22 protein-coding genes are annotated in these 25,662 nt (G+C 44.5%); 7 read left to right on the plus strand and 15 right to left on the minus strand.

Annotated features, from left to right (window positions below; genetic code table 11):
• Window positions 1–43: 43 nt before the first annotated feature.
• Window positions 44–328, plus strand: a complete 285-nt coding sequence (locus CL176_RS07310) for an ArsR/SmtB family transcription factor (RefSeq protein ID WP_118990709.1) — start codon at window positions 44–46, stop codon at window positions 326–328.
• A 23-nt stretch (window positions 329–351) separates the two neighbouring features.
• Window positions 352–1,077 (plus strand): TraX family protein, encoded by a 726-nt coding sequence (locus tag CL176_RS07315; RefSeq protein WP_118990710.1) that lies wholly within the window; start codon window positions 352–354, stop codon window positions 1,075–1,077.
• Window positions 1,078–1,144: 67 nt separating this feature from the next.
• Here CL176_RS07315 and CL176_RS07320 read toward each other — a convergent pair whose 3' ends face one another.
• Window positions 1,145–2,632 carry an aspartate/glutamate racemase family protein gene (locus CL176_RS07320; RefSeq protein WP_118990711.1) on the minus strand — a complete coding sequence of 496 codons (1,488 nt, stop codon included), beginning with the start codon at window positions 2,630–2,632 and terminating at the stop codon, window positions 1,145–1,147.
• A 148-nt stretch (window positions 2,633–2,780) separates the two neighbouring features.
• On the opposite strand from CL176_RS07320, the gene thrC reads away from it, so the two are divergent.
• Both thrC and CL176_RS07330 read left to right on the plus strand, forming a co-directional pair.
• Entirely contained in the window at window positions 2,781–4,268 is a 1,488-nt protein-coding gene (thrC, locus tag CL176_RS07325; protein WP_118990712.1) for a threonine synthase, read from the plus strand.
• A 12-nt stretch (window positions 4,269–4,280) separates the two neighbouring features.
• Window positions 4,281–4,790, plus strand: coding sequence for a GNAT family N-acetyltransferase (locus CL176_RS07330; RefSeq protein ID WP_118990713.1), 510 nt, complete (start codon window positions 4,281–4,283; stop codon window positions 4,788–4,790).
• 92 nt (window positions 4,791–4,882) lie between these two features.
• On the opposite strand, the gene CL176_RS07335 is transcribed toward CL176_RS07330, so the two are convergent.
• The 7 genes from CL176_RS07335 to lspA all read right to left on the minus strand — a co-directional run bounded on the left by CL176_RS07335 (window position 4,883) and on the right by lspA (window position 9,906).
• Complete coding sequence (locus CL176_RS07335) at window positions 4,883–5,314, minus strand: pyridoxamine 5'-phosphate oxidase family protein (protein WP_118990714.1); 432 nt, start codon at window positions 5,312–5,314, stop codon at window positions 4,883–4,885.
• 34 nt (window positions 5,315–5,348) lie between these two features.
• Entirely contained in the window at window positions 5,349–5,630 is a 282-nt protein-coding gene (locus CL176_RS07340) for a DUF503 domain-containing protein (RefSeq protein WP_118990715.1), read from the minus strand.
• A gap of 5 nt (window positions 5,631–5,635) precedes the next feature.
• Window positions 5,636–6,856, minus strand: a complete 1,221-nt coding sequence (coaBC, locus tag CL176_RS07345) for a bifunctional phosphopantothenoylcysteine decarboxylase/phosphopantothenate--cysteine ligase CoaBC (protein ID WP_118990716.1) — start codon at window positions 6,854–6,856, stop codon at window positions 5,636–5,638.
• 10 nt (window positions 6,857–6,866) lie between these two features.
• Window positions 6,867–7,475: an ECF transporter S component gene (locus tag CL176_RS07350; protein ID WP_162890888.1), complete on the minus strand. Its 609-nt coding sequence runs from the start codon at window positions 7,473–7,475 to the stop codon at window positions 6,867–6,869.
• Between the two features lie 283 nt (window positions 7,476–7,758).
• Entirely contained in the window at window positions 7,759–8,454 is a 696-nt protein-coding gene (locus tag CL176_RS07355; RefSeq protein WP_118990718.1) for a DUF2786 domain-containing protein, read from the minus strand.
• 70 nt (window positions 8,455–8,524) lie between these two features.
• Window positions 8,525–9,451, minus strand: a complete 927-nt coding sequence (locus tag CL176_RS07360) for an RluA family pseudouridine synthase (RefSeq protein ID WP_118990719.1) — start codon at window positions 9,449–9,451, stop codon at window positions 8,525–8,527.
• The gene (lspA, locus tag CL176_RS07365) at window positions 9,451–9,906 is read right to left on the minus strand and encodes a signal peptidase II (RefSeq protein WP_118990720.1); all 456 of its coding nucleotides are present in this window, start codon (window positions 9,904–9,906) and stop codon (window positions 9,451–9,453) included. Before lspA ends, CL176_RS07360 begins: the two co-directional genes overlap by 1 nt.
• Window positions 9,907–10,004: 98 nt before the next feature.
• On the opposite strand from lspA, the gene CL176_RS07370 reads away from it, so the two are divergent.
• A complete protein-coding gene (locus CL176_RS07370; protein ID WP_118990721.1) occupies window positions 10,005–10,643 on the plus strand; it encodes a YkyA family protein in 639 nt (212 codons plus the stop codon).
• 18 nt (window positions 10,644–10,661) lie between these two features.
• Window positions 10,662–12,125 carry a putative glycoside hydrolase gene (locus CL176_RS07375; protein ID WP_118990722.1) on the plus strand — a complete coding sequence of 488 codons (1,464 nt, stop codon included), beginning with the start codon at window positions 10,662–10,664 and terminating at the stop codon, window positions 12,123–12,125.
• Between the two features lie 77 nt (window positions 12,126–12,202).
• Here CL176_RS07375 and addA read toward each other — a convergent pair whose 3' ends face one another.
• The 6 genes from addA to CL176_RS07405 form a co-directional block, all read right to left on the minus strand.
• Window positions 12,203–16,102 (minus strand): helicase-exonuclease AddAB subunit AddA, encoded by a 3,900-nt coding sequence (addA, locus tag CL176_RS07380; protein WP_162890889.1) that lies wholly within the window; start codon window positions 16,100–16,102, stop codon window positions 12,203–12,205.
• A complete protein-coding gene (locus CL176_RS07385) occupies window positions 16,086–19,667 on the minus strand; it encodes a PD-(D/E)XK nuclease family protein (RefSeq protein WP_118990724.1) in 3,582 nt (1,193 codons plus the stop codon). The genes addA and CL176_RS07385 overlap by 17 nt, the downstream gene beginning before the upstream one ends.
• Before the next feature lie 63 nt (window positions 19,668–19,730).
• Window positions 19,731–20,096, minus strand: a complete 366-nt coding sequence (locus CL176_RS07390) for a thioesterase family protein (RefSeq protein ID WP_118990725.1) — start codon at window positions 20,094–20,096, stop codon at window positions 19,731–19,733.
• The gene (gene pepT, locus CL176_RS07395; RefSeq protein WP_118991591.1) at window positions 20,096–21,337 is read right to left on the minus strand and encodes a peptidase T; all 1,242 of its coding nucleotides are present in this window, start codon (window positions 21,335–21,337) and stop codon (window positions 20,096–20,098) included. Before pepT ends, CL176_RS07390 begins: the two co-directional genes overlap by 1 nt.
• A gap of 14 nt (window positions 21,338–21,351) precedes the next feature.
• Window positions 21,352–22,155: a Nif3-like dinuclear metal center hexameric protein gene (locus tag CL176_RS07400; protein ID WP_118990726.1), complete on the minus strand. Its 804-nt coding sequence runs from the start codon at window positions 22,153–22,155 to the stop codon at window positions 21,352–21,354.
• A complete protein-coding gene (locus CL176_RS07405; protein ID WP_118990727.1) occupies window positions 22,152–22,865 on the minus strand; it encodes a tRNA (adenine(22)-N(1))-methyltransferase in 714 nt (237 codons plus the stop codon). Before CL176_RS07405 ends, CL176_RS07400 begins: the two co-directional genes overlap by 4 nt.
• Window positions 22,866–23,089: 224 nt before the next feature.
• On the opposite strand from CL176_RS07405, the gene pdxR reads away from it, so the two are divergent.
• Window positions 23,090–24,481, plus strand: coding sequence for a MocR-like pyridoxine biosynthesis transcription factor PdxR (pdxR, locus tag CL176_RS07410; RefSeq protein WP_118990728.1), 1,392 nt, complete (start codon window positions 23,090–23,092; stop codon window positions 24,479–24,481).
• Between the two features lie 53 nt (window positions 24,482–24,534).
• Here the strand turns inward: pdxR and rpoD are convergent, their stop codons facing one another.
• Window positions 24,535–25,653, minus strand: coding sequence for an RNA polymerase sigma factor RpoD (gene rpoD / locus CL176_RS07415; protein WP_118990729.1), 1,119 nt, complete (start codon window positions 25,651–25,653; stop codon window positions 24,535–24,537).
• Window positions 25,654–25,662: the final 9 nt, after the last annotated feature.

Below are 25,662 nucleotides of genomic sequence, written 5' to 3' on the forward strand. Positions count from 1 at the left end.
ATATAAAGCGTAATAGTTACTGTTTATTGAAAGAAGTGATGACATGCCCTCTCGCCAAGAAATTATTGACGTTAGTAAATTTTTCAAAGTCATAAGTGACCCAACCCGGCTCACTATTTTATTTTTGCTCCGTAAGGAATCATTGAATGTAACCGAAATCGTCAACTACGTGGAAATGGAACAATCTGCTGTCTCCCATCAATTACGTATTCTACGTGAATCCCGCCTTGTCAAAAGCGAACGACAAGGTAAGACAGTCCGCTACCAACTCCTGGATGAGCACGTATTTGATATTTTAGACCAAGTATTAGACCATATCCGCGAATAAGCCGGATAGATGAAAGGTAGCCTATGCATATAACTGATCAGTCCAAGCCCTTTTCGGGAGGTTTCCTCAAGGCGGTGGCGATGATAACTATGTTTATCGACCATTTCGCCGCTGTGGTTCTCCTCCCCTTATTGCAGAACCCGCCTAACCCTATGAGTGAAGTCCTTTGGCAACAAGGGGCGGATTACTACCAAATAATGCGTATGATTGGCCGAATTGCTTTTCCTTTATTCGCTTTTTTAATCGTGGAAGGGGTATATCATACCAGTAATTTCTCCAAATACGCCACCCGTTTAGGTGTCTTTGCCCTATTATCGGAACTCCCCTTTAATATCGCCCTGAGGCAAAGCTGGTTGGCGCCTACTTCCCAGAATGTCTATTTTACCTTACTGCTGGGTGCATTGGCCATTGAAAACAACCGGCAGCATACGTATCCTATCCTCAAATGGCTCGGACCGCTTCTTTGTGCTTCCATAGGCAAGCTCATTCATTCCGACTACGGCTTTTACGGGGTTCTGTTTATGCTCCTCTTGCATTTTCTGCGGGATAATCGTATCTTACAAGCGCTTATTAGCGGGATTGTCTTTTACCTACTTTACCCGAATTGGACCGTTAGCATCGCCTTCCTGCTGATTGCCCTTTACAACGGTCAGAAAGGTCGCTTTTCTAGTCGCTGGCTTTATGCCTTTTATCCCATCCATTTGCTTCTCTTTGCCTTCATTCGCAACCTCCTCTTTCGAATACTATAATTAGATAAATTCCCTAGCCAAGGCCGCATTAACGGAAACTTAGCTGGGGAATTTTTGAGATAGTTATTTAATCTACGATTTCTCGTTCAAAGCCATATCCTTCCAGTAATTGCTTGGCTGATTCAAGCGTATAATTCTCCGGAAATTCATAATGATAAGTTTCCATATCATCCAAAGCGGCCTCTTGTTGATTATTGATAAATAAATCTGTATAGCCGTGAACTAGCCACTGGCTTGAACGTAGATTCGTCTTCTGCCGGTCATACAGCTGAATTTGGAATAGGCCAATAAACGTTCCATCTTGGCTAACATTCTCTAAATCTAATAGATCATTCACCACCCGGTGCGGCCGGTAGTAATACGCCACGGGCTCTATTTCATAGGCCCCAAAGAACGTGTCTGGAAATTGATTGCGCAGATCCTCTTGAATCCTTTGGAAAATAGCTTCATGATTGTGGATTTCATCGAAATGCTCAGCAACTTCTTTGAGATTACCGGCTTCACGCATAATTCTATCCGTTTCAAGCGCATAACCAGCTTCTTCCAAAGCTTGGCGAACATCGGCTTTAACAAGCAATTCGACCGTGTCACCATTGGCAATCCGCCCTTGCTGTGGAATATCAAAGGCCTCTGCGTCCAAGAAGTCACTAAAAGGCGGTTGGAAGGTCGTATCCAGCATAATTTCACCGGCACCACTCGTACCTTGGAAGCTGGCGACAACGTGACGTTCTAACAGTTCCTGAGACAAGCGTTCTCGCTCCGGTAAACCACCCACTTGGAAATACATTTTCGGCTTTTCCAGCTGATAGCCATGTTCTTGCAGCCAATCTTCGGCCTCAGCGGTTAAGACTAGCGCTAATTGGTCACCATTGGCAACTTCCTGCCAGAAATGCTGCTCAAAGGTCAAATGCGTGTAAGGCTCCTGCTCACTTACCTTAAGCTGCGCTTCAGCACTGCCACTATAACCAGAAATATCCAATGCTAAATTCGCTGCTAAATCCGCTTCATTGATGATTTCATACGCATCCAGGCCACTTACTTGAATACTGCGCGGATTGCCATTGATATGCTTTTGATAAGCACCTGCTTCAAGGCTCACTTGCACCCGGTCGCCATTTTTAAGACCGCTATCCGGTTCAATCTGCAAATCGATTGCTCCCATGAATACGGCTAACTCTGCATCGCTGAGCCCTAAAGCTTGCTGGATAACAGGCTGATTGAAAGCATAGGTCACCGTACCTTCGCCGGTATAGCCTTCAAATTGAAGGTCAAGAATATCCGCTAAATTAACGGTTACTAAGGATTCATCTAGTACAGGCTTTAGCTCAGCTTCCCAGTCAGAAGCTTCTTCCGTAGATGACGGAAGGTCGTTACTGCCTGGCACTTCAGAAGATTCCTCAGACTCAACTTTACTTTGTGAATAACTGCTATCAAGGGACTGGGCCACTTCGGTTGACTCACCAGATTCACCTGTTGGCTTAAAGTAATACCTGCTTCCAATACCCAAGGTTAGGACGACTAACAGAAGGATTAAATAATTTCTTCGATTTTGCATAGGCACCTCCTATCACTTTGCTTATGCTTATTATAGCGCGTCTCATACTCTTTGCAAAGAAATTACCAACCAACCACAAGCACTAGGAGAACAGCCCCTTTCTATGGTATACTTACGATGAATGACTAGAAAGAAAATAGGTGATCACATGAATTATTTTAGTAGCCGCAACCGCACTGTCACTGCCAGCCCTTCACAAGCCATTCTCGAGGGTTTAGCCAGCGACGGAGGTTTGTATGTCCCAGAAGCGATTCCACAATTTGAGAATAATTGGGACACCTTAGCGAAATTTACGTATCAGGAAATGGCCTTTTACGTCCTTAAACCATTCTTAAGCGATTTCTCTGACGAAGCCTTGCACAAATGCATCCAAGAAGCATACGATGAGAAATTTGACACGGCAAGCATTGCCCCCCTCGTTAAAGTTGGCGAGAATTATCATTTGGAATTATTCCACGGCGCAACCATTGCCTTCAAGGATATGGCACTGTCCATTCTGCCGCATTTAATGAGCGAATCTGCCAAAATTCAAGACAATACGAATGACATTGTCATCCTCACCGCAACTTCTGGCGATACAGGTAAAGCTGCAATGGCCGGCTTTGCGGACGTTCCCCATACGCAAATTATCGTCTTCTATCCTAAAGGCGGTGTCTCAAGTATCCAAGAAAGACAAATGTTAACGCAAAAAGGTGACAACACCGCCGTAGTAGCAATTCACGGTAATTTCGATGATGCGCAAACAGAAGTTAAGCGCCTCTTTAATGACGAATCCCTAAGAGAGACCCTAGCCCTGGAGGGTAAGCAGTTCTCTTCTGCGAACTCTATGAATATTGGCCGACTCTTACCACAAGTGGTTTATTACTACTATGCCTATGCCCAATTAGTAGCTGAAGGTGCTATCCAAGCGGGCGACCGGATTAATGTGACCGTACCAACGGGGAACTTTGGTAATATTCTGGCTGCCTACTATGCCAAACAGACCGGCCTGCCTATTGACCGCTTAGTTTGTGCTTCAAATGATAATACAGTCTTGTATGATTTCTTCCAATCTGGCCAATACAACCGCAATCGTCCATTTGAACTAACCATTTCTCCTTCCATGGACATTCTTGTCTCAAGTAACTTTGAGCGCTTATTATTCCATGCCCTAGACGAAGATACGGACCGGGTAGCCAGCCTAATGCAGCAATTGGAAGATGCAGGTGTTTACGAAGTGGATGCGCAAGAGAAAGTGAACTTTGAAGATTTCGTCGGCGCATATGCAAGCGAAGACGAAACCCGCGGAGAAATCAAAGAAGTATACGAGGCAACTGATTACGTTATGGACCCTCATACTGCCGTTGCTTCCAAAGCTTACCGCAAAGCGCGTGTTCAAGGTGAAATCGATCCAAACCTCGCAAGTGTTATCGTATCAACCGCAAGTCCATATAAATTCCCGGAAGCCGTCCTTAATGCCTTAGATATTAATACGGATGCCCTGAATGATGAAGGCCTTCTCAAAGAACTCAAGAAAATTACCAACATTCCTTATCCTGAAGCCATTAACGAAGCAATGACTGGTGAAATTCGCCATGATAAGGTCATTGAAGTTCAGGATATGAAAGAAACCGTATTGGATATTATTCGTGGATAATAAGGAGTGCCTATGACGCATCGAAGCATTCGCCCGGTCACCCTTGACGATGCCGCGGCTATTCTTGACATTTACCGCTATTATGTGGAAGAAACACCTTATACCTTTGAAGAATCAACGCCCAGCATAGCCGAGATTACACACCGAATTCAAACCATTCAAGCAACCCACCCTTATCTTGTTCTGGAAGAAGCCGGCCAAATCCAAGGCTACGCCTACGCCCACCCCTTCCACGAACGTGAAGCTTATCGCTATGCTGTGGAGATAAGTATCTATGTTGCTGACAAAACACGTAGCCGCGGAGCCGGAAGCTTACTCTATGAAGCCTTAGAAGAAGCACTGGTACAAGCTGGCTACACCCTGCTCATTTCAATCATTACCGATACCAACACCGCAAGCCTCAACTTCCACCAGAAACACGGCTTTACCCAAGCCGGCCACCTGCCGAAGGTGGGCTATCAATTCCAGCGATGGTATGGTACCTATTACTATATTAAGCCGCTTGAGCAGAATTCATTTTAATCTTTTCACGTATTGGGAGTCTTCAAATCCGCACTAGCATAAATAAACCGAGCTCACTGCTGCGTTTAGCAATGAGCTCGGTCTATTCTGCCTTATTCCAGATCAAAGGAAAATTCTTCTGACACACGCTTTTGCAAGTGTTGGTAAGTTCCCTTGCCTTTATAAACTTGGAAGGCTTGGGCACTCTTCTGGTCTTCTGCATCAGGATAAACATCGTTCACATACGGATTATCTTGAAGAATTTCTTCTAAGCGGTCCTTGCCAATCTCACGAACTTGGCCTTCCACCCGAATGACTTGAATCCCCTTATCGTTATTTACCATACCCGTTATGGCAACTTCAGGCTTGTCTTGCAATTGAGCATAGAATTGAGTCTTCGGTGACGTCATAAAGAAGATTCCATTCTCATCCGCGACCCCCACATTGGCAATGCGTGAATGAGGATGACCGTCTTTATCTACCGTCGCAAAGACAGATGCACCGATTTCATCTTGGAGAATTTGCAAATAGTCTGTATAAGTCATAGGTATTTGTCCCCTCTTTTATAATAATTTTATTTCACTCGTTTATCCATTCAAGGGCAATAATTTCAACCGGATACATTGCTTCAATTTCAGCAATTAGCTGCTGTAAATGGCGCTCGCCATGGGTATATCGATTGGTCACAAGACTAAAGCCCAAACCAGCCACATTTAATTGATTTAAAGCATCAATTTCCGCACTGCTCACCCCATATTTCTGCCGCATCTTCTGCAGAATACTTTGCACAACGCGCCTTTTATCCTTCAAGGAAAAACTCTCAAACAAACGCAAACGTACATACACAGCCAGAACATACATCAGCCCTAAGCCCTCTCATCACAATCAGCAAAAAGGGTCTGGAATACTTCCAAAGCAACTACTTCTTTACGCATACGTGGCAAACTGATTTCTTGGTCTTGAGAAATTAATGTGACCTGATTTTCATCACTATTAAAGCCAATGCTTTGATCACTCACATCATTAGCAATAATCCAGTCAGCCCCTTTACGACGCAATTTCGCCCGGGCATTATCAAGCACATCATCCGTTTCGGCAGCAAAGCCGATTAACACTTGGTCCAATGCTTTCTTAGCCCCGAGACTCGCTAGGATATCCGGGTTTTCCTCCAAGTCGATTTGCATGACTTGCGTATCTTGCTGGGACTTCTTAATCTTTGAACTGGCGATATTTTTAGCCCGGTAATCACTCACAGCCGCCGCCATAATCACAATATCCGCCTGCTCGAAATAGTGATGCATGCGCTCATGCAATTCCCGAGCACTTTGCACATACTCTACCTGTACCCCTGCAGGCTCTGTCAGAGCTTTTGTGGTTGAAACTAACGTTACGTCACCACCAAGCCAACTGGCTGCTTGGGCGAGAGCATAGCCCATTTTGCCAGAGGAGCGGTTTGAAATATAGCGCACGGGGTCAATTGCTTCAACCGTCCCACCCGCTGAAATAAGGACTCTTTGGCCAGAGAGGACTTGCGGTAAGGTATGTCGGGCAACGAATGCGGTGACTTCTTCCATTAACGTATCATAATCCGGCAGTCGCCCGCGCCCTTCATAACCTTCAGCAAGGAAGCCCGTGGCCGGCTGAACAATGTGCTTTCCATCGGCTTCTAGCTGAGCGATATTTCGCTGGGTAGCCGGATTATCATACATCTTAGTATTCATCGCCGGAAAAACAATCGTCGGAACATTGGTTGCCATCAGACAACTTGAGACAATATCATCGGCAATGCCATGAGCCATTTTGCCAAGGATATTCGCCGTGGCGGGTGCAACAATGGCGAAATCAGTCCAATCAGCAAGGTGGATATGTTGAACAACAGCAGGATCATCCTCATCGAAAGTATCTACTAGCACCTTATGCTTGGTTAAAGTCTGTAAGGTTAAGGGTGTGATAAATGCTTGAGCACTCTCAGTCATAGCTACCCGGACATCGCAGCCAGCTTTAATGAGCCGCCGCGCAAATTCCCCCATCTTATAACTAGCAATGCCGCCAGTGATGTACAGGGCAATCCGTTGATTTTCTAACATGCTAGCCTCCTTAAGCGTCTAAGAAATGTAAGTCATGCAATTTACTTAAAGGAATCAGAATCAGTGGTGTCAATAAAGCGCTAGCAATGGCTTCAGGAATTCCATTGCCTACAACTATTGCTGCCAGCACCGTCCATAAAGTATCGGAAGATGCGCCTCCAAAGAAAGAAATCACATCATTGCCATGAACTAGAGCCATGGCCGATAAGAAGAAGACGGTATTTAAAAAAGCTCCCATAAAGCCACAAATTATGCCTATCCAACGCGTCTTCAAGCCACGCTTAATCAACAAGCTTGCCAAAAGCCCCACACAAAGCCCCATCAACACACGGGGTATTACACTAATTAGGGGGTTGGTGGCCGCTAAACGCTCTACCGGATTTCCCACGAGCCAAGCTCGGATTAAACTAGACAAACCAAAAGCCAAGCCCATTAGGGTACCCGACCTTATGCCGAGCCATACCGCTGCTAGCACAACCGTAATCGGTAGCAGAGTAATCGACAAAGGGCCAATCCGAATATACCCAAGAAACGGCACAACCGTTTGCAAGATGACTAGAGCAATAAATAAGGCTTCGTACACCAGGCGTTGGGTACGTTTATTTGAATAATCTTTCAAATTCATTTCCTCAACTTTCCATCTATAACGTTTTCATTATACCACGATTCCTTGCATATGCCTATTATAACTACATTTCCCCGATAAATATACATTGCATTTAGCTATGCCTAAAAATGGTGGGGTCAGAGGCTGATTCACAGCCAAAACAAATGGACTTGCTTTAAATTCCATATATTTTATACAGTAGGTTAAATAAAAACAAAAAGAACATATGAACATCCTTGTTATGTAGAGACTTACCCTATAAGAAAAACTAGCCCTCTGAGGCTAGTTCCACACCTTATTGATCAAGGTACTTATTATTCAAACTAATTGTCGAACCGCGGTCATAGCCATCAGTATAGGCTGCTGATTCACGACTTAATTCCGGTTGTTGGAAAGGTAAACTCCCGCTAATTTCTTGCTTAAATTTATCCACCACATCTTGAGGGGTTTTGATGACTAGGGCATATTGGTCATTCTCATTGACCATCTCTTGACGTTGACGCTCGTATTTATCATTTAAACCGTCCATAAAACCTTGATAGTATGACTTGCGCACAAAGCTAGCACTATTGTCATCTTCTGCTTGCTTTAAGTGTTCGCTCGCGTAGTGCTTCATGGCGTCTGCTGCTAAATGATACACTTCATAAGCCAGCTCCACATCTTCGGGATAGCCCATCAAGACGAGTTTGCGCTGGACGCTTTTTTGATGAGGGAGGCGGTTACTTTGGATATAGAACATAACCCGAAAGTTCTCCGCAATGATGCGGACGAGCACTTTCTCCCACCAGTATATGCGCTTATAAACTGATAGCGATTTAATGACAATTTCTTGTCTGCCTGTTTCAGATAATTCTTGCTGATCAATTTTATATTTGAGCATTAATTTTTGAGCCATTAATAAGGCAGTTTGGCTCTCTTCATCATTGCCCCCATCTTCGGCTAGGGAAAGTAAGTTGCGAATTTTCTCTAGAATCTTATCATTTACAGACATACGATTACCTCCATCGTGTAAGCAATATACTGATTATAACATATATTTATGACAAGCGTAAATCTTTTGCCTATGCTTTCAAAGTATTTAATAGGTCCAGGTAATTGGAAGGCAGCGGCGCCTCAAAGGACATCCATTCCTGTCGTGTGGGATGGATGAAATGCAATTCGCTTGCGTGTAAATATTGGCCCGTTTGAATCGATGCTAACTGACCGCCATAATTCGTCGCCCCACGACGGTATACTGCGTCACCGACAAGCGGATGACCGATATATTCCATGTGCACACGGATTTGATGAGTACGGCCTGTTTTAAGTTCTACTTCAAGTAAGGTCACTTCTTGAAAGCGCTCTAACACTTGAAATTGGGTCAAGGCCTCCTTGCCCTTGACATCAACTATCCAACGTAAGCGCTGGTGCGGGTCTCTTGCTAAAGGGGCATCTATAATCCCTGCCTGCTCCTGGACTTGGCCAAGAACAAGCGCTGTATAAGTCCGTCCCATCTGCCGGTCAAGCAATTGTTCGCTGAGAAATTGGTGACTCTGGCGATTTTTGGCAACGACGAGCAGACCGGTCGTATCCTTATCCAAACGGTGCACAATCCCTGGACGTATACTGCTGGCAAATTCTGTTTGGTGCTGGTCTAAGTAATGGACGAGGCCATTAGCCAAAGTGCCCTGCGGATGCCCTTTGGACGGATGGACAACCATGCCCTTGGGCTTATTAATAACGAGAACGTCCTCATCTTCATAAATAATATCTAAAGGAATGGCTTCAGCGACGACTTCTAAAGGTTCCTCAGCGACAATGATAACCTCAATAAGTTCATCGCCTTTTAGCTTGAACTTAGCCTTTTCCACCTGACCGTTTACTAGAATATGGCCCTCTTGAAGCAAACGCTGAATACTTGCCCGACTCAAATCCGCAATTTCCTCAGCGAGTACCTTATCCAAGCGTCCTGTCTGTCCATTAAGTTGAAGCGTAAGAACATCAGCCACTAAATAACCTCCTCATCAATATCAAAAATAATAATCACAATGAATAATATAACGCCCACCGTAATCGCCATATCCGCCACGTTAAAGATCGGAAAGTCAATAAAAGTTAAGCGAAACATATCAACCACATAGCCTAAACGCAAGCGATCGATTAAGTTGCCAAGGGCCCCGCCAATTATCAAACCATAGGCCAGAGCTGAAAGCGGATGAATACGATCCCGTCGCCAAATATAATAAAATAGGCACGCCAAAAATATGACAGTCACCAGCGATAACCAGACCCTACCCTCTTCAAAAAGACCCCAGCTGGCTCCCGTATTTTGAACGTAGTAAAAATCGAATAAAGCCGGTATTCCTGGGCTCGAACTGTGTAGGGGGATACTTCGGACCGCCCAAACTTTCACAAGCTGATCACAAAGAACTGTCAGACTCGCGAAAACAATTACAATTAGCATAGCACTCACCTCATTTTGTGGTATAATTTGAAATAACTTAACTAGTATTATATACTATTCGAAGTTATAAATAAATTTAAAGTTTTTAAGGAGATTTTATGAGAAAATTAATTCCATTAATCACAATGTCTCTCCTGGCACTTCTGCTGGTGGCTTGTGATAATTCATTGAATCGTGCCGACCGCACCATTACCCTTGTGCAAGATCACGTCAATGAAATTATTAATGAACTAAACGAAATTCAACTACAAGAAGAGAATTTACAAGCTGATTTTGAAGAGACCCTTAATCAGTCGGAAGACTTATCTGCCTTTAAGAATACGGAGAACAAAGTCTATCAGAATGTTCAAACGCGCCAAAGTCATTTGGAAAGATTGCAAGAGTTGACTGGGGAGTTAGGTAACTTAACTAAAGAATTCGAAACCATCCAACGACGCGAAACCTTACCAAATGATCAAGTGAACCAACTGCTCGAACGAATTAATCAGCTTAATACTGACATGTCTACATACGTATCAGATTATCTTGCGAACCTGCAGATTGAACAGACGACTTATCAGTCGATTGCAAATGCTGAAACTGATTATAATGACTTTTTTGGAGTCTTTGATAACGTAAATACTCTAGCCTCCACCAACCAAATGAATCTTGAGAAGGTTCTTGCACATTTTGAGTCAATTAACACACAATTAATTAACTTTAAAGTATTCATTGCCAATGCGCAAGAAAACCGTTAGCGAGGAGTGTATCTTAATATGTCTTTTAACTTTTTTAATAATAAAGCAACTAAATTTATCCTTTTGATGAGTTTCTGTATCTGTTTAGTTGCTTGTCAGAATTTAAATACCTCGCCGGCAAATGATTCTTCCAGTCAAGAGGCCCAAGCGGATATCCCATTGCCGAAAGTGGAACCGAAGTATAGCCAGGAAGAAATTTCTGAATTTCAAAACCGGGTTGCAGCTGGTACTACTGCCCGCTATGAAGGGCTTGTTGTCGATCAGGGTGCTTTATTACATGAGCCAGATAAGATGCCCGCTTCCCTTTATTATGATAGCGGCATAAATATTCCTTACCCGAAAGACGGTGTGCGTGGTGTCTACTTAACCGCCGCCAATGTGGCAAATCCTGAATATTTCGACTATATTATCAAATATATCGAAGAAACTGAACTTAATACGGTGGTCATTGACTTTAAAGATGACTGGGGAAATATCACTCCAACTTTCGAGACAGATAATGAACTCATCCAAGCAAATATGATGGGTGCAGTGAATATGCAAGAAATATTGAAGGTCTTAGAAGAAAAGCAAATTTATCCCATTGCCCGGATTGTAACCTTTAAAGATAATCTTCTGTCCGATTTGCGTCCTGATTTATCTTTCGCAGATCCCGCCACAGGTGGTATTTGGCAAGATGCTGCCGGCAGTCAATTTATTAATCCCTTCCTTCAAGAAACGTGGGACTATAATTTAGAAATTGCTGCTGAAGCTGCCAAGATGGGCTTTAAGGAAATACAATTTGACTATATTCGTTTCCCAGAAGGCTTCCAAGACTTTGCCGACGATTTAGAATATAATATGGCCGGTTACAGCCACTTGATCAGCGAAGATCCTGATTCTAGAGGTCAGGAACGCGTCGCAGCGATTAACGACTTCCTCGAATATGCTGATAATTACCTCGCTCCTTATGGGGTCGACATCAGTGCCGACATCTTCGGTTATACAGCGATTGCTGGCAATGCCCCAGATGTTCGCGGGATTGGTCAGAACTTCGCTAGCATGGCTGAACGGGTCGATACGGTTTCTTCCATGATCTATCCTTCTCACTGGGACTTCGGTTTCTTTGGACTCGATTATCCAGACCTATACCCTTATGAATTAATCAACCGCTATATGCAAGAAGAAGACTATGTGTTAGACCAAGTGGATAATCGTCCGAATACACGTCCTTGGTTGCAAGACTTTACCGCGTCTTACCTCGCTCCAGGTACATGGATAACATACGGACCAAACGAGGTGCAAGTTCAAATTAACGCCTTATACGAGAATGGGGTTCGGGAATATCTCCTATGGAATGCTGTTGGAGAATATACCGAAGGTGTTGATTACAGTCCAGATATTGAACCCATTACAGAGGAAGAGCGCCAGGCTCAACAAGCAGAAACAGAGTCCGCAAATATTGAGTCACTTGCCCAATATGAACTCGAATCTTCCGAATAAGCTGATCCCAATGCCCAACCTGCTTATTAATAGACAAAACAAGCCATCCTATGAAAGGATGGCTTGTTTTTGTGCCTTTATAAGCGAATGGTTTCAACCGGAATTTGTTCTTTAAAATCTAGAAACACTAAATAGCTTTCACTTACCTCTTTTTGCTTGGCTGATTCTAAGGCAGCTTGATACAAGCTCAACTGAAAGCGGTACTGTTCCGTTAAAATCTCAAGCTGCTCAGAACGGGTAGACCTTGCTCCTGATCGAAAGCGGTTCGTCTTATAGTCTAAGAGCAGAAGCGTCCCATCCTCTTTCTCAAAGTACATATCGATGACCCCATGCACCAGGAGCTGATTATCTTTCAGCGCCTCCACTTGCTCAGGCAAGACTGCCCGCTCAAACATCTTAGCAGCCGGCAACAAGTACGAGAAGGCCTTCTCCCGATGCAAATGCTGATGGCGATTAATCACTACCTGGCCTAAGTTCGACTCTAAGAAGGCAACAATCGACTCAAGGTTCAGAACTGCCCCTTCTTGGGCCGTAAGATGCCCTTCTGCTTGCATCCGTTCGTTTGCTTCTTGAAGTATCGCTAAATAATCTTGGGGAGATACTCCTTTAAATAGGCCGAAATCTAAGGCTTGCATAAAGAAATGGTGGATGGTACCAATTTCAGCTGCATTCAGCTGGACTTTCGCTTCCTGCATAAATTTCGGTGGTTGGAAGGTATCGCCTGTATAGCGAATACTTTGAATGCTCGCGTCTGCTTCACTGACTTCCTGGGCTGCTGTCTGGCTAGGCCGACGATCCGTGTAGTAATCCAATTTCTCAATACGCGGTTCTTCATACATCCGTTTCAACTCGGATACCGACTGATAACTCGAGGTCCGGCTGGCAAGTTCATAAGGATAGGCCTGCTGCCAGCGGTAGGCTAAGTTTTGCACCTCAGCCGTCTGGTCGACCTCTTGGCGGAGGAGTTGCTGCTTAAACTGAGCCTGCCAAGCCTGGCGACGCTCCGTTTGACTGCCATCTATAATCGGTAGATTAGCTTCAAGTATCGCAGTGTCAACGAAGGTTATCGCCAATTCCTCTTGCTTGAAATCAGCATGAGATTTAGGATGAGCGTCATTTGCTAAAGCCATTGCACCTTGCAGCCAATCCAACCAACTCATACCTTTCTGACGTTCAGTCAAGGGGATAAGTAAGTCATCGCCTTCATACATTTGCTGGATTCTTCCTTGTTCTTCTTCCCAGTTTGTTTGATTTTTGATCGTTCCGACCATGAAGAGAATCTGCTCACAGCGCGTTAAGGCAACATACAATTTACGCATCTCTTCCGCCTTAGCCTTATCCAACTCCACTTGCTTAATCGCCTGATGCGTCAAGGAATCAAAGCGCAAATACCGCCTAGCATCATAATAGCTTGTGCCCAGACCGTAGTCTTTCGATGCGATGTAGCGTTTTTGGTTAATATCCTGCAGATTGAATTGCTTGCCCATATTCATGAGAAAGACAACTGGAAACTCGAGACCCTTACTTGCATGCACCGTCATCAAGCGCACCGCACTATTATCCTCTTCCAAGAGCACCGGTTCAGCTAAGTCTTTGGACTGCTCCATGACTTCTTCAATGTAGTGAATAAAGCCTTGCAGGCCACTGAAGCGACTCAACGTGAAGGTCTTAGCTCGCTCATAGAAGGCGTGTAAATTCGCCTGCCGCTGGGTCCCATTACTCAAACCCGCCACATAATTCAAGAAATCCGTCTCTTCATAAATCGTCCAAATTAACTCCACCAACGGCCGTTCCTTGGCTAAAGCTCGCCAGTGATTTAATTGCTCGTGGAAGGTCTTTAATTTATCTTGAATCGCCTGGTAATCCGCCCGCTCATGCGTCGCTTGCATAAACTGAATGCTCGCCTCATAGAAAAGCCCGTCCTTATGAAAGATACGAATTTGACTCAAAGCCTCATCCGTTAATCCGACAAAATACGAGCGTAATATAGCGACATATGGAATATCTTGCATCGGATTATCAATAATCTTCAATAAGGCTAGCAGCAATTGAATCTCATGACGTTGGAAGTAATTTTCGATTTTCTGAGACAGAATTGGAATTTGATATTGTTCAAAAACCCGCTGCACCGTCAGAAAGGGCGACCGTGTCGAAGATAAGATAACAATATCTTTATATTCTATCGTCCGATAAAGATCCTTAGCCTTATCATAGACCTCCATCCCTTCAGCAATGCAGGCTTGAATTTTCTGGGCAATAATATGCGCTTCCTTCTCCAAAGAATCATCAAAAGGCTCCAAAGCACCCGTCTCATCATTTGCCAAATCTTCTTTCTGTCCCAAGAGCAATTGAACCGCTACTTGTGAATCCCCTTCTCTCGGCCCAATGCCAAAGTTACCAGTCTTCAAGCTTTCCAATTCGCCATAGGGCATCTCCCCGAATCTAGCGTCCATCAAGCGTTCGAACAAATAGTTCGTAAATTGTAAAATGGCATGGCGGGAGCGGTAGTTCTGATCTAAATTAATCAATTGACCGCCATCCCCCTGCTGGTAGGCTTGATAGCGTTCCAGAAATAAACTTGGCTCGGCCATGCGGAAGCGATAAATAGACTGTTTCACATCACCGACCATGAAAAGATTGCCGGAGCCAGCCGCATATTCTTGAGAAAGCCAATTCAATATTTCCCCTTGTATTTCATTAATATCTTGATACTCATCCACTAAGACCTCTTGGAAAAGATCTTGATAGTAACGGGCTGCTTGACTGGCCTCACGTCGCTTCGTTTCAGGATTATAAGGAGCTAGAATATCTAAGGTCAAGTGCTCTAAATCATTATAATCAATTTGCCCTTGTGCTTGCTTATAGTCTCGAAGGGCTTCGCTAAAGGCTGCTACCAGCAGCTTGACATCTTCTAACTGTTCACTCAGCTTCGCTTCAATGACTGCAACACTTTCCCCGTCATAGGTGAAGTGCTTTTGAAAGAAACCATCTACTAATTCCTTCAACAAATCCCGATAGGTCTTTGCTACTTTTACCCATTCATAGTCCTCCGAATTCTTGCGATTACGAGGCCAGTTGCTAAATTTAATTTCCCTTGCCTGCTTTAATAATCCAGTTAAATCATTGGCCTTGTTTAAATGGTCGATATGTTCCAATAAGCCTTGATCACTTGCCAAGACGTCATGGTATCGCTCAATGGTTTCTTGGGAAGTTTGCTCAATAATGTTAGCTGTTTGCTCACAAAGACGCTGGGCGCTTGCCAACATCGTCGCTAAAGGCTGGCGAATACTTCGTTCATATAAGTCGCTGTCTTGGAAGTGAGCGAAATTTTTCTGGATGTGATTTAAATTAGCTAGCCATACTGCTGGTTCAGGTGTCGCTTGGGCAAATTGGTATAAAGCAAGCACCATGTCGTATAAAGTTTGATCATTTCGCACATCCCCATAAGAACGCAGTAAATCCATATAGGCCGCTCGTGAAAGCATCGGGTGCTCATCGCTAGCAATCTTCTCTGTCAAGTCTGCCCAAACTTCTTGGTACATGAGGGTCTTTTGCGTTTCATCACTGACTAATTGCAAACTCGGATCCAAATCAATTAAATAGAAATAACGCTGAATAACTTGCAGGCAGAAACTATGCAAGGTTCGTATGTGCGCTTCCGGCAAAGCATCTAATTGCTGAACATAATGACGTCTTTCTTCCGCGTCTCCTGCTTGATTCACGGCCTGCTTTAAGCGGGTTTCCATCCGCTCCTTCATTTCATTGGCCGCCAGTTCCGTAAAGGTGACCACTAATAATTCATTGACATTAGCATAACCCTTGCGAATATGGGTTAAGACCCGTTCGATTAAGACCGTCGTCTTCCCTGAGCCAGCCGACGCAGCGACTAGAATATTATGCCCTCGCTCTTGGATCGCCTGCCACTGCGCATCATTAAAGCGGGCATTGCTTGGTTTTGGTTCAATCTGTGCTGTCATCATCTAACCCCTTTTCTTTTAAACGAGCGGCCATCTGCTCAATCACCTCTTGACTGTTGATGGTTTTATGGCGATATGCTTGGTAATGTTCCGTCCCATCAAAGCCTGTTATTACCCGGTAAGGCTGCTGCAAAGACCGTGTATATTGATTCTCATAGAATGGCCGCATCGCAATATGCCCTGCTTGAATCGCATCTCCAGCTTCTTGAATTAACATTTCGCCGTATTTTAATAATATTTGCAAGGCTTCCTGATCATAATATTTGCTGTTTTTGCTGTAGACCCCATCTTTCTTCAACTGGACGGGATACAAGTCACTTGCCTTACCCTCTTGAAGACTTGAGTCAATCGCCTGTAGGTTAGCCTCATCTACCGTCACAAAGCCTTGCAAAGCATACTGCTTACCCTGAACTAAATTCTGATTCGCATGCGTCTGAAGAACGGATAAATCCGTATCCTTGGCCCGTACGAAACCTTGGGTAATTCCTTGGTAGAAAGCACCTAAAGGTTGTGACTGGGGATAATTGGCTAAGGCTACGCTTAAATACATTAAAACCTGCAAATCCAAGCCGTAATAAGCATCGATAGGTTGGAAATTCTTGCTCGATGACTTATAGTCAATCACTTGAATATAAGATTCATCAGCCACTTGCACCCCGTCAATACGGTCAATCTTCCCACTTAGGTAGAGTTTGCCCCCCGATTGCAAGGGCAAGACCTTAGCTTTCAATTCCTTGGCTCCCAGGCCAAAGACTGCTTCCGTGTATAAGGGCTTAATATCCGTATGTCCAAACTGCTCATGAGTTGCATTCAACATATGGAAAAGCTGTTCTTCCAAGCGCTCTTTAAGAAGTTCTCGGCGGGCCTGACTTTGGAAACGCTGAAAATCTGCTGATTCACTCAAGGCTTGGCTCACTTGCTGGAAGACTTGCTGGTCCACAAGCAGCTTATTCTCCGCTGGCTCTTTATGAATGAGCGCTTGGATATAGCGGTCGAGGAATTCATGGAAGAAGTCCCCAGTCGTGGCATAATCGATTTGATAGGTTTCCCGCTCTTTGAGTCGCAAGCCATAAATGAGGAAATGACTATAGGGATCCTCGTAGAATTGCTCAATTTTAGAGACTGAGGCGTATATATTCTCTCCGAATAAAGCCCTAGCTGTCTCCGCTTGAATCCGCTCAGGCAATTCGTTGAAATGGAAAATCCCCGCTAATAATTCGCCAAAAGGACGGCCTTGCGTTGTCATCTTCCGGCTAGTTTGGAGCATTAAGCGTAATAAGGCCACTGTTTCCCCCGCCACTGGCTCCAGGGCTTGAAAAGACCAGCGTACATCCGCTAAGACGGGTGAAATAGCTGAAGGATAGTGACCCAAGTCACTGGAATGCTTCACTCCATCATGCAAGCGATGACTGGTAAAGGTGTATACGGGAAAGTCACAGACTTGCAATAAACGCTGAATATCCGGAGCTACACGAACGGTCTGCTCACCAACTCGACTTGGATAGGAAATATAAATATACTCCGTTGCCTGCAAGAAAACTTGATACAGAAATAGGCGTTCTTGCTTATTCTGCTGAATACTCTGGCTCAGTAAATATTGGTGGGGCAAGAGATTAGCAGCAATGGTCTCCCAGTTAGCATCACTCAATAAGGATTGATCTTGATAATGCTTAGGCAGGGCAAATTCATGGGCCCCCAGCAGAAAGACAACTTTATAAGGCTTGACTTGCGGACTTTCCACACTGGTAAAGGTCACTTGGTCTAAGGTAGGCGGAATAATATGGAAGGTGGCCCCTTGCAAGCCGGTTAATAACAATTCCGCAAAGGTCTGAAAGCTTACAGGTGCATCATGGCACAAGGTATCAAACTCGTCAAGAATCTGCATCAAAGTATTCCAAGCTTGTTCATGCTCCCGTGATTTAGCAATATCCCCCGCTGCAATCGCCTCATCACGTAAGGCTTCCAACTTCTCAGGAATATGGTTACGCTCCAACAATTGATAGAACCAAAGACTGGCCTCCCGCCCCGTCCATTTCGCCTGAAAGCTATCCAACGGCTCTTTCAAATGCAGCAGCAAATGCCTACGATACCTATCCGCCAACTCCTCTAAACTTAAGGAAGTCGTCTCACCTTGCTGCGTTATATAAGCCGCTTCCCCTTTATCTAGATGCCATTTGAAGTTAAGGTCTGTCATGCGATAACCCGTATAATCATAGGCTAAGATTAGATTCTCAAAGATATCTATTTGATGATCGATTTCTTGAGGATGCTCCTCCAATTCAGTCAAGAGCGTCGGCGCTTGAAACAACTCCGAACGCAAGACTGCCATCATATCCTTATAACGCCAACGATATTGCTTCAAATGAAAGACCGCTTCAATCCAACAGACCAGCGGATGGTCCACCATCTCACGCACATTATCAAAGAAATAAGGAATCTCATTCATCGCAAAATATGGCTCCACAATCATCCCATAGGCATCCATATCCCGCGCTAAGACAAGGATATCCTGATAGCGATAACCCTTTTCCGTGACAAGGTGATGAATTTGATTGCTTACCCGGCGTAACTCATCTTGCATGGTCGCCACCTGCCACAGCTCATGCCTTGATGATTGTAGGCCGCTGGCTGCCACAGCTTCCGTCTGATTCAACAAACGTCTAAGCAACTGTCCCACTGCTAGCACATCCGGCTGATACGGATGTAAAGCTTGGTGAATATCCCAATCAGGCTTAATCGGCAAACCTTCATAAGCGAATAATTGGTGAATTTGCTGGTAAGTCGACCGTGGTAAATCAATTAAAGGTTGCCAAGACGTCGCCTGGGCTTCTTGGTGACTTAAGGGCAGCAAGAGCCACACTTCCTCAAATTGCCGCACGAAACTCATCAGTAAGCGGTATTGCTGCGCATTGAAATAATAATGGTGATCAATGACAATGTAATGCTTTTGCTTAAATTGACTTCTTTCTACCGTGTCAATCAATTGCTCAAAAAGCTCGAAATTCTCCACATCATAGCGTTCGAGAGCTAGCAAGAAAGCGTCATACAGTAGCGTTAATTCATCTAAGCGCATCTGTTCTGAAAAATCCTGTTGAGCTGGCTTAGCTTGCTGGGATGCTTGTAAACTCTCTTCTAAGGAAGCTGCATCAATATTTCCTTCATATAACTCATTGAATAGTTGCATCAACTTATCAATGAAACCCATATGCTCCATTTGACCTCGGTAAATCGTCAATTCATCTGCCTTCTCTTCCAGCACTTGCCGAATTAACATCCGCATGCCCACTTCTGAGATACGCTGTTTCTCTTCATTGGTCTTTGCCCCGAGAAACCAAGCCAGGCGACTAAAACTCGCCACTTGTATATCAATCATACTTGCCTGCTGGCTACCCCGGTATGCTTGAATCGTCTCGAGTAGAAATGCTTCCATATCAAACTTCAAATGCTCTGGGACGATATAATAAATCATTGCTTCCGGATCTTGTGCTTTAATTTCAAGCAAACGGTGGATAACTTGGGTTTTCTTATCCACCGATACATCTGAGAGAATAAACTGAAGTGCCACGTGTCCCCTCCTTTTGATAAAACGAAGCCAAGAGACTTCATCGATCCCTTGGCTAGTTCGGTGTTATAATTGCTTCATGAATTCATCTTGATTAACGATGGCTCGCTTATGCTCACCTTCGGCGACCAGCTTGTCACCCATATGGGCTTCCACTTTATAGGTCCGAATACTCTTATGCGTATCGCTTAAGCTTGCTGTAACGGTGATTTCTGAACCGACGGCAGAAGGTGCTAGATGTTTCATATGAATTTCAATACCGACACTGGTATCAGAACCAGCTTCTTCACCTTGGCATAAGAGCCGTGCCACATATTCCATCCACGAAATTAAACGCGGGGTAGCCAGAACATCCAAGGTGCCCGAGCCGACTGCACGCGCTGTGTCTTCTTCTTGAATTGTAAAAGCTTGCGACAATTCTTTATCCATCATTACTTTGCCTCCTTAGCGACTAATTCCGCTATTTTGATAATTGTTTCGGTTGCTTTGACCATTGATTCTACCGCGACAAATTCATAACGTCCATGCATATTCTCGCCACCAGCAAAGATATTCGGCGTTGGAATGCCCATAAAGCTAATCTTCGAGCCATCCGTACCACCACGAATCGGCTTAACAATCGGCTCCACACCCACTGCCTTCATTGCCCGTTCCGCTACTTCAACCGGATACATATCTTGGGCAATAATCTCGCCCATATTGTAATACTGGTCTTCCATTCGCAGATTCACACGCTTCATATCCAGTCCTTGATTCATCCGCTCAACAACATGTATTAAATAAGCCTTCATCTCTTCAAAAATCTCACGCTCATGATGGCGAATAATTAAGGTCAAGTCGGCTTCATCGACATTACCCGACACATCCATCACTAAATAGAATCCTTGACGACCTTCCGTATGTTCTGGAACAGCATAAGCTGGTAAGGCAGCGATAAACTCATGCATCAATAGAATAGCATTGACCATTTGATCCTTGGCCGTTCCTGGATGAATATTCTTCCCTTGGAACTGCACTGTGGCCTGAGCCGCGTTGAAACTCTCATATTCCAGTTCCCCTACCGGACCCCCATCTACCGTATAAGCGAAATCGGCCTGAAAAGCCTCCACATCGAAATGATCTGCCCCTCGTCCAATTTCCTCATCCGGACCAAAAGCGATCCTTATCTTACCATGCGGAATCTCTGGATGCTGCAGGAAATATTCCATTGCAGTGATAATCTCGGCAATACCGGCCTTATCGTCTGCTCCTAAGAGGGTGCTACCATCCGTAGTAATTAACGTTTGCCCCATATAGTTCGCCAGTTGCGGGAATTCTTCAACCGTCAGTTGATACTTCCCAGCTTCATCCAAGGGAATCGCTTCACCGGCATAGTCTTCGTGAACCTGCGGATTAACATTCTCAGAATTAAAATCTGCCGTATCCACATGGGAAATAAAGCCAATCGTTGGCACATTGCCTTCAACATTCGCCGGTAAGGTAGCCGTTACAAAGGCGTTCTCTAAATTTAAATGGACCTCTTCCATACCAATATCTTCTAACTCAGAGACCAATACATTAAGCAAATCAAATTGCCGCTTCGTTGACGGAATCGTTTGACTCGCTTCATCAGAGCGCGTATTAATCTTAGCGTAACGTATTAAACGTTCCTTCGTTTGCTCGAAATGTTCCATCATATCACTTCTTTCTATGCGAATTGAAAAGGATTCGTACTAACTTGACTCGGATAAATCGTTAAATGCCATTGCTGTTCCTGTGCCAGCTGGTCTAACTTCTGACTCATCCCTTCAACAAAAATATGCTCAATATAATGTCCGGCGTCTATCGTTAAGACACCACTTTCATAAGCGTCGTGGCCTTTATGGTAAGTAATATCGCCCGTAATAAAGGCATCCGCACCGCTTGCTTGAACGAGTCTTTGTAAACTTGCGCCAGAACCACCAATAACAGCAATCTTCTGATAACTTGCTTGAGGCTCTTTCTCTATGAAGAACAATTGTCCTAAGTTAAAGCTGTTTTTCACATGGGCTAATAACGCCTCTCGTGATAAAGCTTCTGGCAATTGGCCAAGACGGCCCAGTTGAGGCTGTCCGGTATCCGTTAAGCCACCTAAGGATTCAATGTGTTCTAAGTTTAAGGCTTGAGCTAACCAATCATTCATTCCGTCCCAGGCGATATCGAAATTCGTATGCATGGCATATACATTCATCTCCGCCTTAATCAACTCAGCATACATCCGTATCTCAACATCACTTAAATCAAAACGTTGAATGGGTGAGAAGATTGGTGGATGATGGACAATTAAGGTATCCACCCCTAAGGCTTTGGCTTCTTCAACTACCTCAGGACGCACATCCAAACTAACTAAAACTTTCTGCACGGCTGCATCCGGATGGCCGAAATGTAAGCCGACTTGATCCCAGCTTTCTGCCAAGGCAAGAGGATACTGCGCCTCTAGAACATCCATTACATCTTGAAATTTGACACTCATTTGCCTAATTCCTCCTCAATATAGGTTAATTGTTGTTGAATCTCTTGAAGTCTTTCCAGGTTCGGTTGCTTAGCTTGCTGCAAACTTGCCTGAACATAGCGTAAGGCTTGCGCTTCGTCCGCCCACATGAGCCGGAAGGCTTCGCCTTGCTTTTGTAATTGCTTCGGCCCCATCAAACGCTCTTTATCACTTAAAGAAGCTACTTTGCCAGGACGCTCGACACAGGCAATAACTTCATAGAAATGCTTTCCCTCTTGCATTACCGCTTCGTCCAGAATTTCATAGCCTGCCTCATCCAACCACGTTCGCAAGGCATAATTCCCCACATTGGCCTGAAGTACTAAGGTATGCTCGACTTCAAGTCGCCCGACACCAGCTTCTAAGATGTCCCGCATCAAACGTCCACCCATACCACAAATTGTTACGGTATTAATCCGGTCACTCGCTTCCACCACTGTCAAACCATCGCCTAGTCGAACAGAAATCTTATCTTCCAGGCCTTGGCTACTTACTTCTTCCTTGGCTGACGCTAAGGGTCCAGCAGCCACGTCGCCAGCAACTGCAAAAGTTACTTCCCCTTCCAAGGCCAAGGCACACGGCAAATAGGCATGATCGGTTCCAATATCGGCAAGCCGGCACGGCTTAGCTGCATAACTCACTACAAAATCATATACTTGCGATAAACGTTTGGATAAATGCGTTGAATTCATAAGGACCTACTTTCCATTTCTCTAGTCTCTCATATTGTATCATAAGGCAATTCCTAGCGCACCTTTCAGCCTAGCAAAAGGCGTGCAATTCATGTAAGCAATCACTAACTCACCGCCTTTCACCCTATTCAATTCGTTGAATCACCATGTACTTTCCCTGTGAAATCTGGTACCATTGATTTATCCCTTTAACTACTTTGGAGGTAACCAGAAAGGAGCAACTTATGCTTATTCCCTTAAATCCACACAGTTCGACCCCTTTATATATTCAAGTTTACCAAGCACTTAAAGGTAGAATTTTAGACAATAGTCTGCCCTATGAAAGCAAATTACCGAGTAAGCGTCATTTCGCCCAGTTGAATGGGATTAGCCAGAATACGGTCTTAAAGGCTTATGAACAACTGATGGACGAAGGGTATATTTATGCTCATGAGCGCCGTGGCTACTTCGTAAGTGATGTGAAACATCATTTCATCCTTGAGGCCAGCCCACCTGAAAATCAGCCTTTACCGGCAGAAACGAAAGCAGAGAGCGATTTACTCGACTTATCGCGCTCAAATCCTGACCCTGAGCTCTTTCCTTTTGACCAATTCCGCAAACTCTATCAGAAGCATCTGAACACCAAAGAAGCGAACTTACTCGGCGCAACGGATGCCCAAGGACTCTTGAGCTTAAGGCAAGCCTTAGTCTCCTATTTGCAAGAAGCCCGAGGTGTGCCTGCAACAGCTCAGCAAATCGTTCTAGGCCCTAGCACGCAAGCCCTTTTGCAATTACTTTTACCTTTATTGGCTCATCAAGAAAGCATCGGCATCGAAAATCCTGGCTATCATCGTCTCAATCCACTCTTTAAGGAGTATGGTTTAACGCTTATTCCTCTGACCGTGCATGAAGATGGCATCGACCTTGCTGAAGTAATGTCCTACGCACCGGATTTACTCTTTCTCACTCCGAGCCACCAATTCCCCACGGGCAGCATTATGCCGATTGAGAAGCGCTTAGATTTACTTCATTGGGTCCAAACAAACCCTGAACGCTATATTATCGAAGATGACTATGATAGTGAATTTAAATATTCGGGCATTCCCGTCCCTGCCCTCGTAAGTCTCGACCAAGCCCAACGGGTCATTTATATGGGAAGTTTCTCCCGAAATCTTGCCCCTAGCTTGCGCTTATCATACATGGTCTTACCACCCAAACTCATTGAAGATTTCCAAGCACACTATCCCTACTTGGCCCCTTCCCTCAGTACGCTTGAGCAGTATGTGCTTGCAGATTACATTCAATCCGGCAAATTGGAACGCCATTTAAATAAGGCGCGTAGCTTCTACAAGAAGAAACGGGATGCCCTTCTTCACACCATTCAACGTCTGGATCCTGAAGCCATCATTTCAGGTGACCAAGCTGGTCTACATATTCTCTTTCAGCCTAGTATAGCCTTTGACGAAGGACAAGTTCGGCAGAAAGCTCTAGCAAACGGCGTGAAATTAACCTTCTTAAGTGACTACCGCTTCCAAACAGAACGGCCAAGTCCCTCATACATCTTCCTCAGCTTCTCAGCAGTTGCCATGCATGAGATTGAACCTTTGATTGAACAGATATATCAATGGCTAGCATAAATGAAAAAACCACAGGGCCGAAGTCTAAGCTTACAGCTCTGTGGTTTCATATCTTATTCTAAGAAGTCTTTCAATTGCTTCGAACGACTTGGATGTCTTAATTTGCGAAGAGCCTTGGCTTCGATTTGGCGAATCCGCTCACGAGTTACACCAAAGACTTTCCCCACTTGTTCTAACGTTCGAATATTACCGTCATCTAAGCCGAAACGCAAGCGCAGAACATTCTCCTCACGGTCTGTGAGTGTATCAAGCACTTCTTCTAATTGCTCCCGCAAAAGCGAAGAAGAGGTGAAATCTTCCGGACTAATGGCGCCATCGTCTTCGATAAAATCACCTAAATGCGAATCATCTTCTTCACCAATAGGCGTTTCTAAGGAAACGGGTTCTTGGGCAATCTTGAGGATTTCGCGAACCTTCTCAGTAGGTAAGTCCATTTCAGCACCGATTTCTTCAGGCGTTGGTTCCCGGCCTAAGTCTTGCAGTAAATTACGCTGTACACGGACTAATTTATTAATGGTCTCCACCATATGCACAGGAATCCGAATGGTACGTGCTTGGTCGGCAATAGCCCGGGTAATAGCTTGGCGAATCCACCACGTTGCATAGGTTGAGAATTTGAAGCCTTTAGTATAATCAAATTTCTCGACCGCCTTCATCAAGCCCATATTTCCTTCTTGAATTAAGTCTAGGAAAGACATCCCCCGGCCTACATAGCGTTTAGCAATAGATACAACGAGACGTAAGTTTGCTTCCGCTAATTCTTGCTTGGCTTCCTCATCACCGTCTTCGATGCGTTTAGCAATTGCCACTTCTTCTTCAGCCGTTAATAAGTCAACCCGACCAATTTCCTTTAAGTACATGCGCACCGGATCGCTTACTTTAATTTTCGATTGGACTGCTTTAGAAGCTGTTGTTTCAATTGGCTGTTCTTCAGCCCGAATCATTTGTTGCTTGGTTGGCCCCCCATCATCACCGACCACAGCGATGCCACTATCTTCAACTTGTTGAATCAGCTTATCCATCGCATCTGCATCAAGCTTATAGGGACTTGCGATTTCCTTCGTTAATTCATCGTAGTGCACTTGACCCAAGGTCCGCTTTTGATTAATTAACTGCTCTGTTGCCTCCTTAAGAGTCAGGCTTAATGCTTGTTTATTGGTTTGCTCTGCCATATAAATAAC

Origin of the sequence: Suicoccus acidiformans (assembly GCF_003546865.1) — a bacterium.
GTDB lineage: Bacteria > Bacillota > Bacilli > Lactobacillales > Aerococcaceae > Suicoccus > Suicoccus acidiformans.

Bases quoted from the DNA above. Each gene is read 5' to 3' on its own strand.
- CL176_RS07310 (WP_118990709.1), top strand. From the start codon at position 44: ATGCCCTCTCGCCAAGAAATTATTGACGTTAGTAAATTTTTCAAAGTC.
- CL176_RS07315 (WP_118990710.1), top strand. From the start codon at position 352: ATGCATATAACTGATCAGTCCAAGCCCTTTTCGGGAGGTTTCCTCAAG.
- CL176_RS07320 (WP_118990711.1), bottom strand. From the start codon at position 2,632: ATGCAAAATCGAAGAAATTATTTAATCCTTCTGTTAGTCGTCCTAACC.
- thrC (WP_118990712.1), top strand. From the start codon at position 2,781: ATGAATTATTTTAGTAGCCGCAACCGCACTGTCACTGCCAGCCCTTCA.
- CL176_RS07330 (WP_118990713.1), top strand. From the start codon at position 4,281: ATGACGCATCGAAGCATTCGCCCGGTCACCCTTGACGATGCCGCGGCT.
- CL176_RS07335 (WP_118990714.1), bottom strand. From the start codon at position 5,314: ATGACTTATACAGACTATTTGCAAATTCTCCAAGATGAAATCGGTGCA.
- CL176_RS07340 (WP_118990715.1), bottom strand. From the start codon at position 5,630: ATGTATGTTCTGGCTGTGTATGTACGTTTGCGTTTGTTTGAGAGTTTT.
- coaBC (WP_118990716.1), bottom strand. From the start codon at position 6,856: ATGTTAGAAAATCAACGGATTGCCCTGTACATCACTGGCGGCATTGCT.
- CL176_RS07355 (WP_118990718.1), bottom strand. From the start codon at position 8,454: ATGTCTGTAAATGATAAGATTCTAGAGAAAATTCGCAACTTACTTTCC.
- lspA (WP_118990720.1), bottom strand. From the start codon at position 9,906: ATGCTAATTGTAATTGTTTTCGCGAGTCTGACAGTTCTTTGTGATCAG.
- CL176_RS07370 (WP_118990721.1), top strand. From the start codon at position 10,005: ATGAGAAAATTAATTCCATTAATCACAATGTCTCTCCTGGCACTTCTG.
- CL176_RS07375 (WP_118990722.1), top strand. From the start codon at position 10,662: ATGTCTTTTAACTTTTTTAATAATAAAGCAACTAAATTTATCCTTTTG.
- addA (WP_162890889.1), bottom strand. From the start codon at position 16,102: ATGACAGCACAGATTGAACCAAAACCAAGCAATGCCCGCTTTAATGAT.
- CL176_RS07390 (WP_118990725.1), bottom strand. From the start codon at position 20,096: ATGATGGATAAAGAATTGTCGCAAGCTTTTACAATTCAAGAAGAAGAC.
- pepT (WP_118991591.1), bottom strand. From the start codon at position 21,337: ATGGAACATTTCGAGCAAACGAAGGAACGTTTAATACGTTACGCTAAG.
- CL176_RS07400 (WP_118990726.1), bottom strand. From the start codon at position 22,155: ATGAGTGTCAAATTTCAAGATGTAATGGATGTTCTAGAGGCGCAGTAT.
- CL176_RS07405 (WP_118990727.1), bottom strand. From the start codon at position 22,865: ATGAATTCAACGCATTTATCCAAACGTTTATCGCAAGTATATGATTTT.
- pdxR (WP_118990728.1), top strand. From the start codon at position 23,090: ATGCTTATTCCCTTAAATCCACACAGTTCGACCCCTTTATATATTCAA.
- rpoD (WP_118990729.1), bottom strand. From the start codon at position 25,653: ATGGCAGAGCAAACCAATAAACAAGCATTAAGCCTGACTCTTAAGGAG.